This is a genomic window from Serratia microhaemolytica (assembly GCF_004011885.1).
GTDB classification, from domain to species: domain Bacteria; phylum Pseudomonadota; class Gammaproteobacteria; order Enterobacterales; family Enterobacteriaceae; genus Serratia_G; species Serratia_G microhaemolytica.
The window spans coordinates 71,760-88,963 of the sequence record NZ_SBEF01000003.1; the positions used below are offsets into that span (position 1 = coordinate 71,760).

Consider the following 17,204-nt stretch of genomic DNA (forward strand, 5'->3'; position numbering starts at 1 on the left):
GTATAAAACGGCTACATCATCGGTAGCATTGATAATCGGCATAGCATAGCCGATAAGCGCTGGCAGCAACAACACCTAGCGCGTTGCGTTGCTGCTCATATTTATTGGTTCGTTGTCATCACTGTTAGCCGGTTGGCGTCGGCTGGCGAACCAGGCGGCTAACAGTGATAGCAGAGTGATGATCCACAGTGGAGTTGCGCCAAATCGGGCATAAGGAGTGATACCGCTACTGGGGGTGACATTCAGTTCCAGTACGCCACGCGTGAACTGTGGCAGGGTAGCCAGCACTTCGCCATCCGCATTTACTACCGCAGTGATGCCATTATTGGTGGCCCGTAACAGTGGGCGACCTAGCTCTAAGGCTCGCATTCGCGCCATCTGGAAATGTTGCCACGGACCAATTGAGTGGCCGAACCAGGCATCATTGGAGATGGTGAGTAAAAAATCGGTCTCAGGCCGAAAATTAGCACGCACTTGCTGACCCAACACAATTTCATAGCAAATGGTTGGGGTAAAGAAATAACCCGATACGCTCAATTGGGGTTGGCGATAGTCACCACGGCTAAAAGAGGACATCGGCAAGTCGAAGAAAGGGGCTAATGGACGTAATAGGCTTTCCAACGGTACAAACTCACCGAATGGCACCAAATGGTGCTTATGGTAACGTGTTCTCGCTGGGTAGCTGTAGGCTGGATTTTTCCCTAATACAATGATCGAATTGAAAAAATCAAGTTGCTGTTGCTGATTGAGCCGGGTGTCAACAATACCAGTGATCAGTCGCGAGCGGTTAGCGCGTAACTGTCGATCCAGTTCAGCGAGGAAATCTTGCTGGTGATACTCAAAATCAGGGATCGCCGATTCAGGCCAAATAATGATTGAGGCTCTGCCCAGTAGTGGTAGCGTTTTATCGCGGTAAACGTGCAACGTCTCTTGCAGTGCTTCCGGTTGCCATTTCAGCGATTGTTCAATATTGCCCTGAACCAGTGCGATACTGACTGCTTCGGTCGGTTGTGGGGTAAACCACCGCCATTGGCTCAATGGCCAGGAGAGCAATAACATTGTCAGTGCAATTGCCGCCGGTAGCAAGCGTCGCTGGTGGATGGCAGACAGTAGTAACCCACTCAGTATCAACAGTAAGAAGGTGACGGCTTCTACCCCCAACACCGGAGCGATACCCTTCAACGGGCCATCGATCTGGCTGTAGCCAAATTGTAGCCAAGGAAAACCGGTTAGTACCCAGCCACGCAGGAATTCGGTAAGTTGCCACAGTGCTGGAGCAGCAACCGCTAAGCGCCAGATGCTGGTTTTCGGCCAAAAATAGTTCAGTAATGCGGCAAACAGGCCACTGTAGAGCGCTAAGTAGGCGGCGAGCAGCAGCACCAGTAGCAGGTTGACCGCAAATGGCATTCCGCCAAAGTCGGCGATGCTGACATAAACCCAGTTGACTCCACTGCCAAACAGCCCAAATCCCCAGCAAAAACCGAGCGCGGCAGCCTGCTTGGTAGTGCGGTCGAGCGTCACTGCCAGTAGCCCGATCAGTGAGATCAGTGCGGCTGGCCAGATATCGTAAGGCGAAAAGGCCAAGGTGCCAGTGGCACCGGTAACCAGCGCCAGTAGGACGCGCAGTGATTGGCGTTTGAGTAGTGGAGTCGGCATGATGATTTATTCTGTCAGTTTGGCGAGTGGCGAATCATCTGGAATTTTGACATGCAGTTGTAGAATACGTCGGCTATCGGCCATCACCACTTTAAACAGATAACCTTCAATCTCAATCGATTCACCGCGTGCAGGTAGGTGGCCAAATGCTTGCATCACCAGTCCGGCGACGGTATCGACTTCATCGTTACTGAAGTCGGTGTCGAAAGTTTCGTTGAAATCTTCTATTGGGGTGAGGGCACGTACTGCGAACATGTGGCGGCTCAACTGGCGGATCTGTTGATCTTCTTCGTCATCATATTCATCTTCGATTTCGCCGACAATCAGCTCCAGAATATCTTCAATGGTGACTAAACCAGAAACGCCGCCGAACTCATCAACAACGATAGCCATGTGGTAGCGTTGTGAACGAAACTCCTTCAGCATTCGGTCGACGCGTTTGCTTTCCGGCACGATCACCGCAGCACGTAACACTTTTTCGATGCTAAATGGGCTAGAGTTGGCACGCATAAACGGCAATAGATCCTTTGCCAGTAGTTGTCCTTCAATGTGATCTTTATCTTCGTTGATCACTGGAAAACGTGAGTGGGCGGATTCGATGATCACATCCAGGCACTCTTCCAGTGTCTGGTTGCGCTTGACGGTGACCATTTGTGAGCGTGGGATCATGATATCCCGAACCCGTAGTTTACTGATGTCCATCACCCCCTCCAGCATTTCGCGTGTTTCAGGGTCGATCAGATCTTTCTGTTCCGAATCACGGATCATTTCAACCAGTTCATCGCGGTTTTTCGGTTCACCGTGGAACAACTGGTTAAGCAGTAGAGTAAAAAAGCCCTTTTTGGGACTGGGGCTATCATTGCTGGGTGAGTGATCGTCGCTCATGCGTTTTAGTGAATATCCTCATGTTAGTTAATCTGTTTCATCTTGCCAGTCAGGAGATGGACGGTGACTGCTGCCGTTTTTTCAGTCTGGCTGTTTTTCCGCCAGATAGGGATCGGGGTAGCCCAATTGCAGCATGATCTCCGTCTCCAGAGACTCCATCTCTTCAGCTTGATGATCTTCAATGTGATCATAGCCTAACAGATGAAGGCTGCCATGAACAACCATATGTGCCCAGTGCGCTTCGATACTTTTCTGCTGCTCGTTTGCTTCCTGTTCAACAACCTGGCGGCAGATCACCAGATCACCCAGTAGCGGTAACTCAATGCCTGCTGGCGCTTCAAACGGAAATGACAGTACGTTAGTCGGTGAGTTTTTACCACGATAGGTGAAGTTAAGCTGTTGGCTCTCTTCGGTATCGACCAGCCGAATCGTCACTTCGGCTTCATCGACAAACTGAGGCAGCAGGTGGGTGAGCCAACGCTGAAAGCAGGCTTCACTGGGTAATCCGTCGCGGTTATGGCAGGCAAGTTGCAAATCGAGAATGACAGCACTCATGACACCTCCGGTTGTTCGCCCGATGCAGCATCACGTTTGCGCTGTTCAGCCAGGGCTTCTTTGCGTTTCTGTTCGGCACGTTCCCAGGCTTCATAGGCGATGACAACTTGCGCCACAACCGGATGTCTCACCACATCTTCACTGTGAAAAAAGTTAAAGCTGATCGGTGCTACTTCAGATAACACCTCGATGGCATGGCGTAGTCCTGATTTCTGGTTGCGTGGCAGGTCGATTTGCGTCACATCACCGGTGATCACCGCTTTGGAGTTGAAACCAATCCGGGTTAAAAACATCTTCATCTGTTCGATGGTGGTGTTCTGGCTTTCATCAAGGATGATAAAGGCATCATTCAGAGTACGGCCACGCATATAGGCGAGTGGTGCCACTTCAATTACATTGCGTTCGATCAGTTTTTCGACTCGCTCAAAGCCCAACATTTCAAACAGTGCGTCATACAACGGGCGCAGATAGGGATCAACTTTTTGACTGAGATCGCCTGGCAAAAAACCGAGTTTCTCTCCCGCTTCTACCGCAGGGCGTGTCAGTAGGATCCGACGGATCTCCTGACGCTCCAGTGCATCGACGGCGGCTGCTACGGCCAGATAGGTTTTTCCGGTTCCTGCCGGGCCGATACCAAATGTGATGTCGTGGGCAAAAATATTGGCGATGTACTGCGCTTGGTTGGGAGTGCGCGGTTTTACCATTCCGCGCTTGGTTTTGATGGTTACCGCTTTACCATATTCCGGTACGCTGTCGGCGATCTGTTCCAGTACCTGGCTCTCTTTGATCGCTAAATGGATCTGCTCAGGATCGATATCGCTAATCACACCACGCAATGGCGCGGTGTCGACATATAGGCGGCGTAAAATCTCGGCGGCGGCGTTGACACACAGTGGTTTTCCGACCAGTTTAAAACGGTTGTCCCTGCGGTTAATCTCAATCCCCAGGCGGCGTTCGAGCTGTTTGATATTGTCATCAAATGGGCCGCACAAGCTCAACAAGCGTTGGTTATCTGCCGGCTCCAATAGAATTTCTTGTGTTGCGACGTTCAAATTATCCTCGTTAAGCTGATTAAGTGATTGGCTTAGCTTTTCTTGACAAATTCTGATTTCAGCTTCATTGGCCCGAAGCCATCGATTTTACAGTCAATATTGTGATCACCGGCAACCAGGCGAATGTTTTTTACCTTGGTGCCGATCTTCAGCATCGATGAACTACCTTTCACCTTGAGATCTTTAATGATAGTCACACTATCACCGTCAGCTAACAGGTTACCGTTAGCATCTTTTACCGTAATAGTGTCATCATCGGCAACTGTTGCACTGTCACTCCATTCATAAGCACACTCAGGGCAGATGAACAGCGAGTTATCCTGGTAGGTGTACTCGCTATGACATTGGGGGCAGGGTGGTAGTGACATAAATTTGTTAACTCGCCTGTGAATATCATCGGTTACGGTTGGTATACACCAACACCCAGTTCATCTTCTTTGCGGGTACGCGCCATCACCGATTGGGGTGATTCATGGCTGCGCAGTTCCATTTGCTGCTCAGTACGTACCAGTTTGCCTTGTAAGGAGTTGGTATTTGCCAGTGTGATCTCAACATCAACAAATTGTCCGATCAACTCAGGGCTGCCGTCGAAATTGACAATGCGGTTGCACTCAGTACGTCCTGATAGTTGCATCACATTTTTACGTGAAACCCCTTCTACCAGAATGCGTTGCACACTGCCTAATAGGCGACGGCTAAATTGCATTGCCTGCTGTTTCAACCGATCTTGCAGAATGTAGAGGCGCTGTTTTTTCTCCTCTTCACTGACATCGTCAACCATATCAGCTGCGGGTGTGCCAGGGCGTGGTGAGTAGATAAAACTGTAGCTGGTGTCGAAGTTGACTTGTGCAATCAGATCCATGGTCTGTTCAAAGTCTGCTTGTGTTTCACCAGGAAAACCAACGATAAAATCAGAGCTAAACTGTATGTTGGGGCGTGCGTTACGCAACTTACGAATGATCGATTTATATTCCAGCGTGGTATGCGCACGTTTCATCATGGTCAAAATACGATCTGAACCACTTTGTACCGGTAAATGCAGGAAACTGACCAATTCGGGCGTATCTTCATACACGGCGATGATGTCATCAGTGAACTCAATCGGATGGCTGGTGGTGAAACGAATACGATCAATACCATCAATCGCCGCCACTAGACGCAACAGTTCAGCGAACGAGCAGATCTCACCATCATGTGTTGCGCCTCGGTAGGCATTAACATTCTGCCCCAGTAGGTTGACTTCACGTACCCCTTGAGCGGCCAACTGGGCAATTTCAAACAACACATCGTCGCAAGGGCGACTGACTTCGCCACCACGGGTGTAAGGTACTACACAAAATGAGCAATATTTGTTACAGCCTTCCATTATTGAGACAAAGGCGGTTGGGCCGTTGGCATGGGGTTCAGGCAGACGGTCAAATTTTTCAATTTCAGGGAAGCTGATATCAACAATCGGACTGCGAGTCCGCAAGACATGATCAATCATCTCAGGCAAACGGTGCAGTGTCTGCGGGCCAAAGATGATGTCAACGCAGGAGGCCCGGCGGCGAATATGTTCACCTTCCTGTGAGGCAACACAGCCACCAACACCGATGATCAGTTGTGGATTTTTCTGCTTCAACTGTCGCCAGCGGCCTAACATATCGAACACCTTCTCTTGCGCTTTTTCGCGAATAGAACAGGTGTTTAACAGCAAAACGTCAGCTTCTTCAGCGTGTTCGGTCCATTCATAGCCTTGTGTGGCTCCCAGTAAATCTACCATTTTTGATGAGTCGTACTCATTCATCTGGCAGCCCCAGGTTTTGATATGCAGTTTTTTTGTCATTGACTTGCCATTACTCAGTGCAGAGAGAAAATCGCGTTATGCGCCATGCAGGGGAGTCATTGTAACCATTTGCCAGCAGTGTGACCAGTAAAGTGCAATATCGCTGGCTGCAACTACAGGCAAGACGCGTTAAGATGGCGTAGATTTTTTATCATAGAGATAAGTCGCATTGCTGCACCATAGCGGGGCAGTGTTGTGATCGAGGTGACTCAGTGCGGTTAACGCTGGCGAAGGGTGTCGCGTTTGTTGCTGTCAGGGGGCGAGATAGCCGGACGGATGCTGAGCGTCAATCAACCAGCGAACGATAGATAATATGACGATTTCTGAACAATATTTTGATGCCGTGTTGGTGGGAGGCGGCATGGTTGGTGCCGCCGCTGCTTTAGGCTTGGCACAAGCTGGGTTTTCTGTTGCGTTGTTGGAGCAGCAACTACCGAGCAGCTTTGATACCCAGAGTCCACCTGATGTACGTGTTTCGGCGATAGGTTGCAGCTCAGTTAACTTGCTACGTCAGTTGGGGGTTTGGTCTGCGGTCGAGCAGATGCGTGTTGTCCCTTACCGCCGCTTGGAAACTTGGGAGTGGGATACGGCACGAGTCACATTTGATGCCGATTTGCTCGGTTTGCCTGAGCTTGGTTTTATGGTCGAGAACCGCATATTGCAGTTGGCGCTATGGCAGCGGTTAACGGATGATGCCAATGTACGCTGTTACGCGCCGGCACGTTTGCGGACTATGCAACGTAATGGTGATCTGTGGCAATTAAGCTTGGAATCAAGCGAAACTATCACCACTCGTCTGGTGGTAGCGGCTGATGGTGCCGAGTCACAGGTGCGTAAACTGCTGGGCATTGGCGTTAGCGGTTGGCAGTATCGTCATGCTTGTCTGCTGGCTACGGTAGAGTGTGATGCGACACAACAAGATGTTACCTGGCAGCAATTTTATCCCTCAGGCCCACGTGCATTTTTACCGTTGCACCAACAGTGGGCATCGCTGGCTTGGTATGACAGCCCACAACGAATCCGTCAATTACAGGCACTGTCGCCACAGCAACTGAGCAGCGAAATTAGCGCAGCCTTTCCTGCACGGCTACCACCAGTGAAAGTCCATGCCAGTTCAGCGTTCACACTGGTGCGGCGTCATGCGCAGCGCTATGTCGCTGCTGGCGCGGTGCTGCTGGGTGATGCAGCTCATACTATCAATCCGCTAGCCGGGCAGGGAGTGAATCTCGGCTACCGTGATGTACAGGCGTTGCTTACGGTGGTGAGCAAGGCACGGCAGCAGGGTGAAGATTGGAGTTCAGAGGCGGTATTGCTGGCCTATCAGCAGCAGCGCCGGTGGGATAATCTGTTGATGCAAACAGGTATGGACTTATTTTATAACGCTTTTAGTAACCGTTTGCCGCCATTGAGCATTGCACGTAATGTGGCATTAATGGCAGCGCAACGTTCTGGCAAGCTGAAACAGTGGGTGTTGAAGTATGCGCTGGGATTATAAATCGGCTGGAGAGTAACCTGAGAGCGCAAGGGTTATGGCGGATAAAAGCAAAAAGCCCGTAAAACGGGCTTTCAACTGAATATTGGCTGGGGTACCTGGATTCGAACCAGGGAATGCCGGTATCAAAAACCGGTGCCTTACCGCTTGGCGATACCCCAAGTCTGAGTTCTTTGAGTGTGATTTTTTCTGTCTCTTTAGCCACTTGAAACCATGGCTCGCTTTGAGCGATGGCTGGGGTACCTGGATTCGAACCAGGGAATGCCGGTATCAAAAACCGGTGCCTTACCGCTTGGCGATACCCCAACTGTTGTAACAACAATCAATCTAAGTGGTGCGGGAGGCGAGACTTGAACTCGCACACCTTGCGGCGCTAGAACCTAAATCTAGTGCGTCTACCAATTTCGCCACTCCCGCTAAGAGTGTGGTGGCTACGACGGGATTCGAACCTGTGACCCCATCATTATGAGTGATGTGCTCTAACCAACTGAGCTACGTAGCCTCCGTTTTGCAACCATCATCGGGCTGCGGGGCGCATTATGCTGATCTGTCGTTATTGCGTCAACAGGTTTTTTCGCTACTGCGACAACTTGATGTGCTGTTTGCTCGGCTTGTGAACAGTGAGCTTATAAAATCATCAAGTTATTGCTGGTGCTAAGCAGGCATCACCCTGGGTGGTTAAGGTGATGCCTCAACGCGTTACGGTTTAATCTTCTAGCAGTTTTTGCAGTAAGATGCCGTTCAGCATAGCTTGTTTCACCAGTGCGAAAGCGCCAATGGCAGAAAGGTGATCCAGTTGGGAAGCTACCACAGAGAGCCCCTGGCGAAAGTCGCTCAGTGCCTGGTTATCAATGCAGTTTTGCAGTGCTGGGAACAGCACTTTATGGGCCTGTGTAATTTCACCGGTGATGACGACTTTCTGCGGGTTAAACAGGTTAATGGCGATCGCAATCGCTTTTCCTAAATCTCGACCCACCTGTTCAATCACCTGGCTCGCTAATGCATCGCCTCTTTTCGCCGCGCGGCAGATTGCTGCGATATTGCACTCATCAGGCTGTAGTTTACTCGGATACCCTTCACTGAGTAGATGGCGTACCCGTTGCTCAATTGCGCTATTAGCTGCCACTGTTTCCAGACAGCCAAAGTTACCACAGTGACAACGTTGCCCTAACGGATCAATTTGAAGATGGCCGATCTCTCCGGCATTTCCCCGGCTACCGAGGAAAATTTGTCGGTTGATGATGATGCCAGCGCCAGTACCTCGATGTAGACTGACCAACAGTGAGTCATCACAATCGCGTGTGGCACCCAAGTAGTGTTCAGCCAATGCGAGGCTGCGGATATCATGGCCAACAAAGCAGCAGACGCGAAAACGTTGTTGTAGTCGTTCAACCAGTGGCCAGTTATGGACGCGGATATGCGGCATGTAGCGTACAATACCCAAATTGGCATCAACCAGGCCAGGCAAGGCAATCGCAATCGCAATCAACTCACGCAGTTTACTCTGCTGTTGGTTGATAAACTGCTCGATCAGGTTGAACAGCAGCGGCTCTAACTCTTCTTGAGTCTCTTCTGTCAGTGGATAGCGTTCTTCGGCCAGTAATTTGCCTTTCAGGTTATACAGCGCGATGGTGACACTATGGCGCCCAAGACGCACTGCAACGCTATGCAGGTGCCGGGTTTCACAGACAATTGAGGTGGCGCGACGCCCACCGGTAGAAGCTTGCTGAGCAACTTCTTTGATCAAACGCCGTTCGAGCAGTTGGCGGGTAATTTTGGTGATGCTTGCTGGAGCCAGTTGGCTGATTTCAGCAATTTGCACACGAGAGATTGGGCCTTGTTGATCGATTAGGCGGTAAACAATTGCGCCATTGAGTTGCTTAACTAAATCAACATTCCCTATTTGTCCTTGTCCTTCGGTACTCATCAGTAGGTCTACTCGCTATTAATGGTGGATGAAATCGGTTTGTTATTGCACAAACCGGTTCGAAGTAACCAACTTGACTTAGCGCCCATTCCAGCAGGTTATCAGTCGGTGTTGGCTGTTCTACACATTGGCGACTGTTTCAGTTTGTTGCCTCGAAAGCAACTGAGGGTTGAACTGAAGCAGTGCGGCAGCTTAAAGGGTCCTTTTCTTTATAACTGATTACCTTGATGATGTTAAATAAATGGTTAACAAGCCCATTATACTGGATGCTGACCATTCACTAGAGTTGCTACGAGTTTGAAATTACGACTAAAAGCAACCAAGTTTGCCACTTTTCCCACTTCGATGCTCCCTAACTGACGGTCGACACCGATTGCTCTTGCTGGGTAGAGGCTAGCCATACGCAACGCTTCATCCAGTGCAATACCTGCATATTGGACACAGTTACTCACTGCTTGCAGCATTGTCAGTGCGGAACCGCTTAAGGTGCCATTGGCATCAACACAGACACCGTTACGGCAGTATATGGTTTTGCCAGCAAAAATAAACTGCTCAATCTCAGCCCCGGCTGCCGCTGTTGCATCAGTAACCAATACCAGCTTATCGCCCTTGATTCTTTTGGCATTACGAATGTTTGCCCAAGCGACATGATATCCATCGGCAATGATGCCGCTGTAAACTTCTGGGGTATCAAAAATCGCGCCGACTAAGCCAGGCTCACGGCCTGTGATAACCGGCATTGCGTTGTAGAGGTGGGTCGCAAAACTGATCCCGGCACTGAAACCGAGTCGCGCTTGTTGATAGGTTGCGTTGGAGTGCCCGGCTGAGACAGTAATGCCGGCGGTGACCAGTTTTTTTATCTGCTCAACGCTCACTTGTTCAGGCGCTAATGTCACTTTGCGGATCACATCGGCATTTGCGCACAGGTAGTCGATCATCTGTTCATCAGCAGCGCGGATCAATGCTGGGTTGTGGGTGCCTTTTTTTTCCAAGCTCAGATAGGGGCCTTCTAGGTGTAGTCCCAATGCTTGGTTGGCATGTTTTTGCAGATAGCTGCGCATGACGTTGATGGCGTGCTGCATCATCTGATCATCACTGGTGATCAGTGTTGGCAAGTAACTGGTACAGCCAGATTGCTGATTGGTATGCTGCATTATCTCCAGCGTATTTTCTGAGATGTCTGCGAGTGAGTCATTAAACTGCACACCGCCACAGCCGTTGAGTTGCAGATCGATAAAACCTGGAGCCAGCATAGCGCCGTTCAACGCATGAAGCTCGATGCCTGGTGGTAAATCTGCTGTTGGGCAGATCCGTTCAATTAAACCATCAGCGATCACGACAGCATGGTTTTCTAGCACATCGTGGCCGGTAAAGATCAGACATTCGGTTAACGCAAACATGCTGCCTCTTGCAAAGTTAGAGATTATTGACACTTTCCGCTTCTAACTCACGGAAATATTTCACCGTTTTTACCTTCAGTTCCATTGTGGACGGTTCATCACAAACAATCACCGATTTAGCGTGTAGTTGCAGGCAGCTAACGGTCCAAAGGTGGTTGATACTTCCCTCTACTGCGGCCTGTAACGCAAGTGCTTTGGCACGGCCGGTCACCAAGATCATCACTTCTTCGGCTTCAAGTAGGGTACCGACACCTACGGTTAACGCATATTTGGGAACAAGACTGAGCTCGCCACCAAAGAAACGAGAATTGGCAACACGCGTTTCTTCAGTCAGTGTTTTAATACGCGTCCGTGATGCCAAGGATGAAGCAGGCTCATTGAAGGCAATGTGTCCATCGGTACCGACTCCCCCCATAAAAAGGTGAACTTTACCATAAGATTGGATTTTGGCCTCGTAGCGCTGGCACTCTGCATCTACATCTTCGGCGTTGCCGTTTAATATGTTTATGTTTTCAGAGGGAATATCGATATGATCAAAAAGATTGCGGTACATAAACGAATGATAACTTTCTGGGTGTTGCTGGGGGAGACCAACATATTCGTCCATGTTAAAGGTGACAACATGCTTAAAACTCACCTCACCTGCTTGATGCATTGCAATCAAGTGTCGATAGGCTTCCAGCGGCGTGCCTCCGGTTGGTAGACCAAGTACAAATGGGCGCTGTGCTGTGGGGTTGAACTTATTAATTGTGTTAACAATGTGGCGAGCTGCCCATTTGCCAACCTGTTCGGTGTTCTGTAGCGGGATAAGTCTCATTATTTACCTCGTAGCTATTTATCTCGTAACAACAGGGGGGGTGTTTCAGAGTTAACCAAGTCGAGTGCGATATTCTTTTTTTTCATTATAAAATAAGATGTCTGTGGTTGCTACTAAATTAACCAAAAAGATAGCGAAAGTGGGCAGTAACAGGCTTGTTGGCTTGCTTTAATTTTTATGAAAAAAATAGTCATGCTGCTCACCTGGCTGGCAATCGACACCGTCACATGTCTGTTGATGCAGTCGGTAATATGCACGTCGATTGCGGTTTTTTTTACTGATTTTGTGCGATTTGAGATCAGTGATGAGAACTGGATGATAAGCGATTGTGGTGTGGGGCAAGCAGAAAACAATGTGCTGTACCCCAACATGTGATGCAGTGAAATAGTATTGTCCCCTCACAGGATCACGCTGAGGGGGACATTAGCCAATCAAGCATCTGCTTGGCGACTGTAGAGGAAAACCTCAAATGTTAGCCGCCGCGTTTTAGTAATGAATGGCGCTACTTTTGATAGTTAATAATCACTTTTTGGTTTTTTTCTCCGTTTTGGCTGCTGCTGGCGTGCTCTCTTCGATTGAGGTTTCCACAGTTTCGCTAAACTGACGACCATAGAAGCTGTCTAGCAGGATCTGTTTTAGCTCGGCGATCAGCGGGTAGCGCGGATTGGCACCGGTGCATTGATCGTCAAAGGCATCTTCCGACAGTTTGTCCACTTTTGCCAGAAAATCAGCTTCCTGTACACCCGCATCGCGAATTGCGGCCGGAATACCTAATTCCGCTTTCAACTCTTCTAACCAGTTGAGTAGTTTCTCGATTTTCTGTGCTGTGCGATCACCCACGGCCGTAAGCCCAAGATGCTCAGCAATTTCACCGTAGCGGCGGCGTGCTTGCGGACGGTCATATTGACTGAATGCAGTCTGTTTGGTTGGGTTGTCGTTGGCGTTGTAGCGGATCACATTGGCGATCAGCATCGCATTGGCTAAGCCGTGTGGGATGTGGAATTCAGAGCCTAATTTGTGCGCCATTGAGTGACAGACACCGAGGAAGGCGTTAGCAAATGCGATACCGGCGATGGTAGCAGCATTATGTACGCGTTCGCGCGCCACTGGATTTTTTGCCCCCTCTTTGTAGCTGGCTGGCAGGTTCTCTTTGAGTAATTTCAATGCTTGCAGTGCCTGGCCATCTGAGTATTCATTGGCCAATACCGAAACATAGGCTTCTAAGGCGTGGGTGACAGCATCAAGTCCACCAAATGCACACAGTGATTTAGGCATATTCATCACCAGATTGGCGTCAACAATTGCCATATCTGGGGTGAGGGCATAGTCTGCCAATGGGTATTTTTGCCCAGTTTCATCGTCCGTCACCACAGCGAATGGCGTCACTTCTGAGCCAGTGCCAGAGGTGGTGGTGATGGCAATCATCTTCGCTTTGACACCCATTTTCGGGAATTTGTAGATACGCTTACGGATATCCATAAAGCGCAATGCCAGATCTTCAAAGTGTGTTTCTGGGTGTTCATAAAGCACCCACATGATCTTGGCTGCATCCATCGGTGAACCACCGCCCAAGGCAATGATCACATCGGGCTTAAAGGTGTTCATTTGTTCGGCACCTTTGCGCACAATACTGAGCGTGGGATCAGCTTCGACCTCAAAGAAAACTTCAGTTTCAATACCGTGTGATTTCAACACACGAGTCACTTGATCGGCGTATCCGCTGTTGAACAGATAATGGTCGGTAACGATGAATGCACGCTTCGCTCCATCAGTAGCCACTTCTTCCAGTGCGATGGGCAGTGAGCCACGGCGGAAGTAGATCGATTTCGGGAGTTTGTGCCACAACATGTTTTCAGCTCGCTTCGCCACGGTTTTTTTGTTGATTAAATGTTTTGGGCCGACGTTTTCAGAGATCGAGTTACCGCCCCACGAACCACAGCCCAGTGTGAGTGACGGAGCCAGTTTGAAATTGTACAGATCACCAATACCACCTTGTGAAGCAGGTGTGTTGATCAATATCCGTGCGGTTTTCATTTTGTCACCAAAGTACTCAATGCGGCGTGGCTGGTTGTCTTGATCAATATAGAGGCAAGAAGTGTGGCCAATGCCGCCCATAGTGACCAGTTTTTCCGCTTTGCTGACCGCATCCTCAAAATCTTTGGCGTGATACATCGCTAAGGTTGGCGAGAGTTTTTCATGGGCAAAAGGTTCGGACTCGTCTGTTGCCTGCACTTCACCGATCAGAATTTTTGTGCTGACGGGAACAGTAATGCCTGCCATCTCGGCAATTTTCACAGCAGACTGTCCGACAATCGCTGCATTTAACCCGCCATTCTTCAGAATGGTCTCCTGAACGGCTTTCAGTTCTTTACCTTGCAGCAGATAGCCGCCATGCGAGGCAAAGCGTTCACGTACTGCTTGATAAATGCTATCGACAACAATGACCGACTGTTCAGAGGCACAAATCACACCGCTATCAAAGGTTTTTGACATCAGAATTGAGGCAACGGCGCGTTTGATATCGGCTGTCTCATCAATCACGACCGGAGTATTACCTGCACCAACCCCAATCGCTGGCTTACCGGAGCTGTAAGCGGCTTTCACCATGCCAGGCCCACCGGTTGCCAGGATCAGATTGATATCCGGGTGATGCATTAACTGGTTCGATAGCTCTACCGATGGTTGATCGATCCAGCCAATAATGTCTTGCGGTGCACCAGCGGCAATCGCTGCTTGCAGCACAATATCTGCTGCCTTATTAGTGGCATTTTTGGCACGTGGGTGTGGGGAGAAGATGATGCCATTACGTGTTTTTAGGCTGATCAACGCCTTAAATATTGCGGTAGAGGTGGGGTTAGTGGTAGGGACGATACCACAGATCAAACCGATTGGTTCGGCGATGGTGATGGTGCCAAAGGTGTCATCTTCTGACAGGATACCGCAGGTTTTTTCATCCTTATAGGCGTTATAGATATATTCAGAAGCAAAGTGGTTCTTGATCACTTTATCTTCAATAATGCCCATACCAGACTCTGTAACTGCCATTTTTGCTAGCGGGATACGAGCATCGGCAGCGGCTAGTGCGGCAGCACGAAAAATTTTATCCACTTGCTGTTGTGAAAAGTTAGCGTATTCACGTTGAGCTTTCTTGACTCGTGCGACTAACTCATTTAATTCAGCGACATTTGTTACGGACATTAATGCTCTCCTGATAAATATTAAACTCTTTCAGTCAATAAGTGGCTTAAACGATTCAGTTTTCGATCCGGCAGCCGAGTAAAACTGTACGTCACAGTTCATCTCATCTGTTCACATCACTGATTGACTCAAAGCGCTTTGTCATCGTCACCGTTGCTGATCAGTATGAGTCAGCCAACAGAGATTTCCTAGCTATCATGATGTTTTCGTTGTTTTTCTGTTTAAAGAACGATCCTCGCCAGCATGTGGTTGCTACTATGCGCTCATCGGTTAACTATGCAGTTCACATGGTGTGTTAACAGGTTTAGCAACAATAAACAGTTCGTGCCAGTGGTTGCTGGTGCATTGAGTTTTCGCTGAAATCCGCTTTGGTTTGTTTAAACCGCGCCGTATTGGTAGGGCATAATCGGTCTGCTTAGCACAAATTGCTGCATACTGTTGTGAAGAGAGTAGCGATTTCAGTACCTCTTTTTCGTGATTTAAATCATGAAAAAGTTAAGCTGATACCTTTCAGCTTACGATTTTGGCGGGAGGCGTGTAAGGTTTTTGTTACGTTAATTGCGGGAGAGAGTGTGATAAAGCGACAATCGAGCACGGCATCGATAAAAAAGAGCGCCAAGACGCCCCCTCTGCACTATTTTGGCAGGGGGCATCTGTTGGTTGAGAGGCTGCGGCTAGCAGCCAGTTAATACGTGCATGTGGTAGTTAAGCGGATAAGCCGTGTTTACGCTGCCTTGATGCGTTCGATATTGGCACCTAATGCACGCAGTTTATCTTCAATGCGTTCGTAACCGCGATCGATATGATAAATACGCTCGACGGTAGTGACACCTTGGGCGATACAGCCGGCCAATACTAGGCTGGCAGAAGCACGCAGATCGGTGGCCATCACCTGGGCACCAGAAAGTTGCGCTACACCATGACAGATCAAGGTATTGCTCTCAATTTCAGCATGGGCTCCCATACGGATCAATTCAGGAATGTGCATGAAGCGGTTTTCAAAAATGGTTTCGGTGATCACGCCGGTTCCTTCTGCGACCAGATTGAGCAGACTGAACTGTGCTTGCATATCGGTCGGAAAACCAGGATGTGGTGCGGTGCGAATATTGACCGCTTTGGGGCGTTTACCGTGCATATCCAGGGTGATCCAATCTTCGCCGAGCGTAATTTCAGCCCCTGCTTCACGCAGTTTGGCGATGACAGCATCCAAGGTATCCGGCCGAGTCTCACGACAGGTGACTTTGCCACCTGAGACCGCTGCAGCAATCAGGAAGGTGCCTGTCTCAATACGATCCGGAAGCACACGGTAAACACCGCCACCTAGCCGTTCAACCCCCTCGATGGTGATTTTGTCGCTACCGGCACCGCTGATTTTAGCGCCTAGTGTGTTGAGAAAGTTCGCAGTATCAACAATTTCAGGTTCACGAGCCGCATTTTCAATCACGGTGATACCGCTGGCTAGCGTGGCGGCACTCATAATAGTGATGGTTGCGCCGACACTGACTTTATCCATCACAATGTGGGCGCCTTTCAGTCGCCCGGCAACGCTGGCTTTTACGTAACCCTCTTCCAGCCGGATTTCGGCACCAAGTTGTTCTAAGCCACTGATGTGTAAGTCTACTGGGCGAGCGCCAATGGCACAGCCACCTGGTAGTGAGACTTGACCACGACCAAAGCGAGCTACCAGCGGTCCCAACGCCCAGATAGAGGCGCGCATGGTTTTCACCAGCTCATAAGGTGCACAAAATTCATCAACCTGGGTAGCATCGACCCGTAATGAGCCATTGCGCTCGATTTTCACCCCTAACTGAGCCAGTAATTTGATCGTGGTATCAATATCTTTCAGTTTGGGAACATTGTGCAGTTCAACCGGTTCTTCGGCCAGCAAGGCGGCAAAGAGGATTGGCAGTGCAGCATTTTTTGCACCAGAAATGGTCACTTCGCCGTTAAGCTGGCTGCAACCCTGAATGCGGAATATATCCATTTGATCAATCTCTATTATCTGTTTTTGTGTTGAGCGTTGAAAACTCAAACACTTTAAAATCCATTCAGTTTGCGATCGCGTTGCCACTCTTGTGGGGTGTAGGCTTTGATCGACAAGGCATGAATGCGATTATCGGCAATATATTCCATCAATGGCGCATAGATCGTCTGTTGCTTCTTCACACGGCTCATGGTGGCGAAGAGTTCACCAACAGCGATGACCTGAAAATGGCTGCCATCGCCGCTAACGTGTACTTCAGCGAGGGCCAATGCATCCATCAGCACCTGTTTAATTTCATTATTTTCCATGATTTTCAACCCTGTATGGTGGGGGAACCACCTGACGACAATGGAGCACATCACGTGCTTCAGTTATATCTTAGTGGAATTTGAAGTTTTCTTAAACCAGAGAAA

13 protein-coding genes and 4 tRNA genes are annotated in these 17,204 nt (G+C 49.3%); 1 reads left to right on the forward strand and 16 read right to left on the reverse strand.

Going from position 1 to position 17,204, the window contains the following annotated elements:
* Positions 1-75: 75 nt before the first annotated feature.
* The 6 genes from lnt to miaB form a co-directional block, all read right to left on the reverse strand.
* The gene (gene lnt / locus EOJ37_RS03160; RefSeq protein WP_127957729.1) at positions 76-1,656 is read right to left on the reverse strand and encodes an apolipoprotein N-acyltransferase; all 1,581 of its coding nucleotides are present in this window, start codon (positions 1,654-1,656) and stop codon (positions 76-78) included.
* Positions 1,657-1,662: 6 nt separating this feature from the next.
* Positions 1,663-2,541, reverse strand: a complete 879-nt coding sequence (gene corC / locus EOJ37_RS03165; RefSeq protein ID WP_127957731.1) for a CNNM family magnesium/cobalt transport protein CorC — start codon at positions 2,539-2,541, stop codon at positions 1,663-1,665.
* Positions 2,542-2,622: 81 nt separating this feature from the next.
* Entirely contained in the window at positions 2,623-3,096 is a 474-nt protein-coding gene (gene ybeY, locus EOJ37_RS03170) for an rRNA maturation RNase YbeY (protein WP_127957733.1), read from the reverse strand.
* On the reverse strand, positions 3,093-4,148 hold the full coding sequence (locus EOJ37_RS03175; RefSeq protein WP_127957735.1) for a PhoH family protein: 1,056 nt from the start codon (positions 4,146-4,148) through the stop codon (positions 3,093-3,095). The genes ybeY and EOJ37_RS03175 overlap by 4 nt, the downstream gene beginning before the upstream one ends.
* Before the next feature lie 32 nt (positions 4,149-4,180).
* The gene (locus tag EOJ37_RS03180; RefSeq protein ID WP_127957737.1) at positions 4,181-4,516 is read right to left on the reverse strand and encodes a zinc ribbon domain-containing protein YjdM; all 336 of its coding nucleotides are present in this window, start codon (positions 4,514-4,516) and stop codon (positions 4,181-4,183) included.
* A gap of 32 nt (positions 4,517-4,548) precedes the next feature.
* A complete protein-coding gene (gene miaB, locus EOJ37_RS03185) occupies positions 4,549-5,973 on the reverse strand; it encodes a tRNA (N6-isopentenyl adenosine(37)-C2)-methylthiotransferase MiaB (RefSeq protein WP_127957739.1) in 1,425 nt (474 codons plus the stop codon).
* A gap of 313 nt (positions 5,974-6,286) precedes the next feature.
* On the opposite strand from miaB, the gene ubiF reads away from it, so the two are divergent.
* Positions 6,287-7,468, forward strand: coding sequence for a 3-demethoxyubiquinol 3-hydroxylase (gene ubiF / locus EOJ37_RS03190; protein ID WP_127957741.1), 1,182 nt, complete (start codon positions 6,287-6,289; stop codon positions 7,466-7,468).
* Between the two features lie 83 nt (positions 7,469-7,551).
* On the opposite strand, the gene EOJ37_RS03195 is transcribed toward ubiF, so the two are convergent.
* The 10 genes from EOJ37_RS03195 to ibaG form a co-directional block, all read right to left on the reverse strand.
* Positions 7,552-7,626 (reverse strand) — tRNA-Gln (locus EOJ37_RS03195).
* A gap of 70 nt (positions 7,627-7,696) precedes the next feature.
* Positions 7,697-7,771, reverse strand: a tRNA-Gln gene (locus EOJ37_RS03200).
* A 26-nt stretch (positions 7,772-7,797) separates the two neighbouring features.
* A tRNA-Leu gene (locus EOJ37_RS03205) sits at positions 7,798-7,882 on the reverse strand.
* An 8-nt stretch (positions 7,883-7,890) separates the two neighbouring features.
* Positions 7,891-7,967, reverse strand: a tRNA-Met gene (locus tag EOJ37_RS03210).
* Between the two features lie 204 nt (positions 7,968-8,171).
* Positions 8,172-9,392, reverse strand: a complete 1,221-nt coding sequence (gene nagC, locus EOJ37_RS03215; protein ID WP_127957743.1) for a DNA-binding transcriptional regulator NagC — start codon at positions 9,390-9,392, stop codon at positions 8,172-8,174.
* Positions 9,393-9,649: 257 nt separating this feature from the next.
* Entirely contained in the window at positions 9,650-10,792 is a 1,143-nt protein-coding gene (gene nagA, locus EOJ37_RS03220) for an N-acetylglucosamine-6-phosphate deacetylase (RefSeq protein ID WP_127957745.1), read from the reverse strand.
* Positions 10,793-10,808: 16 nt separating this feature from the next.
* Positions 10,809-11,609, reverse strand: a complete 801-nt coding sequence (gene nagB, locus EOJ37_RS03225) for a glucosamine-6-phosphate deaminase (protein WP_127957748.1) — start codon at positions 11,607-11,609, stop codon at positions 10,809-10,811.
* 522 nt (positions 11,610-12,131) lie between these two features.
* Positions 12,132-14,807 carry a bifunctional acetaldehyde-CoA/alcohol dehydrogenase gene (gene adhE, locus EOJ37_RS03230; protein WP_127957750.1) on the reverse strand — a complete coding sequence of 892 codons (2,676 nt, stop codon included), beginning with the start codon at positions 14,805-14,807 and terminating at the stop codon, positions 12,132-12,134.
* A gap of 724 nt (positions 14,808-15,531) precedes the next feature.
* Positions 15,532-16,791 carry a UDP-N-acetylglucosamine 1-carboxyvinyltransferase gene (gene murA / locus EOJ37_RS03235; protein ID WP_127957752.1) on the reverse strand — a complete coding sequence of 420 codons (1,260 nt, stop codon included), beginning with the start codon at positions 16,789-16,791 and terminating at the stop codon, positions 15,532-15,534.
* Between the two features lie 53 nt (positions 16,792-16,844).
* The gene (gene ibaG / locus EOJ37_RS03240) at positions 16,845-17,099 is read right to left on the reverse strand and encodes a BolA family iron metabolism protein IbaG (RefSeq protein WP_127957754.1); all 255 of its coding nucleotides are present in this window, start codon (positions 17,097-17,099) and stop codon (positions 16,845-16,847) included.
* Positions 17,100-17,204: the final 105 nt, after the last annotated feature.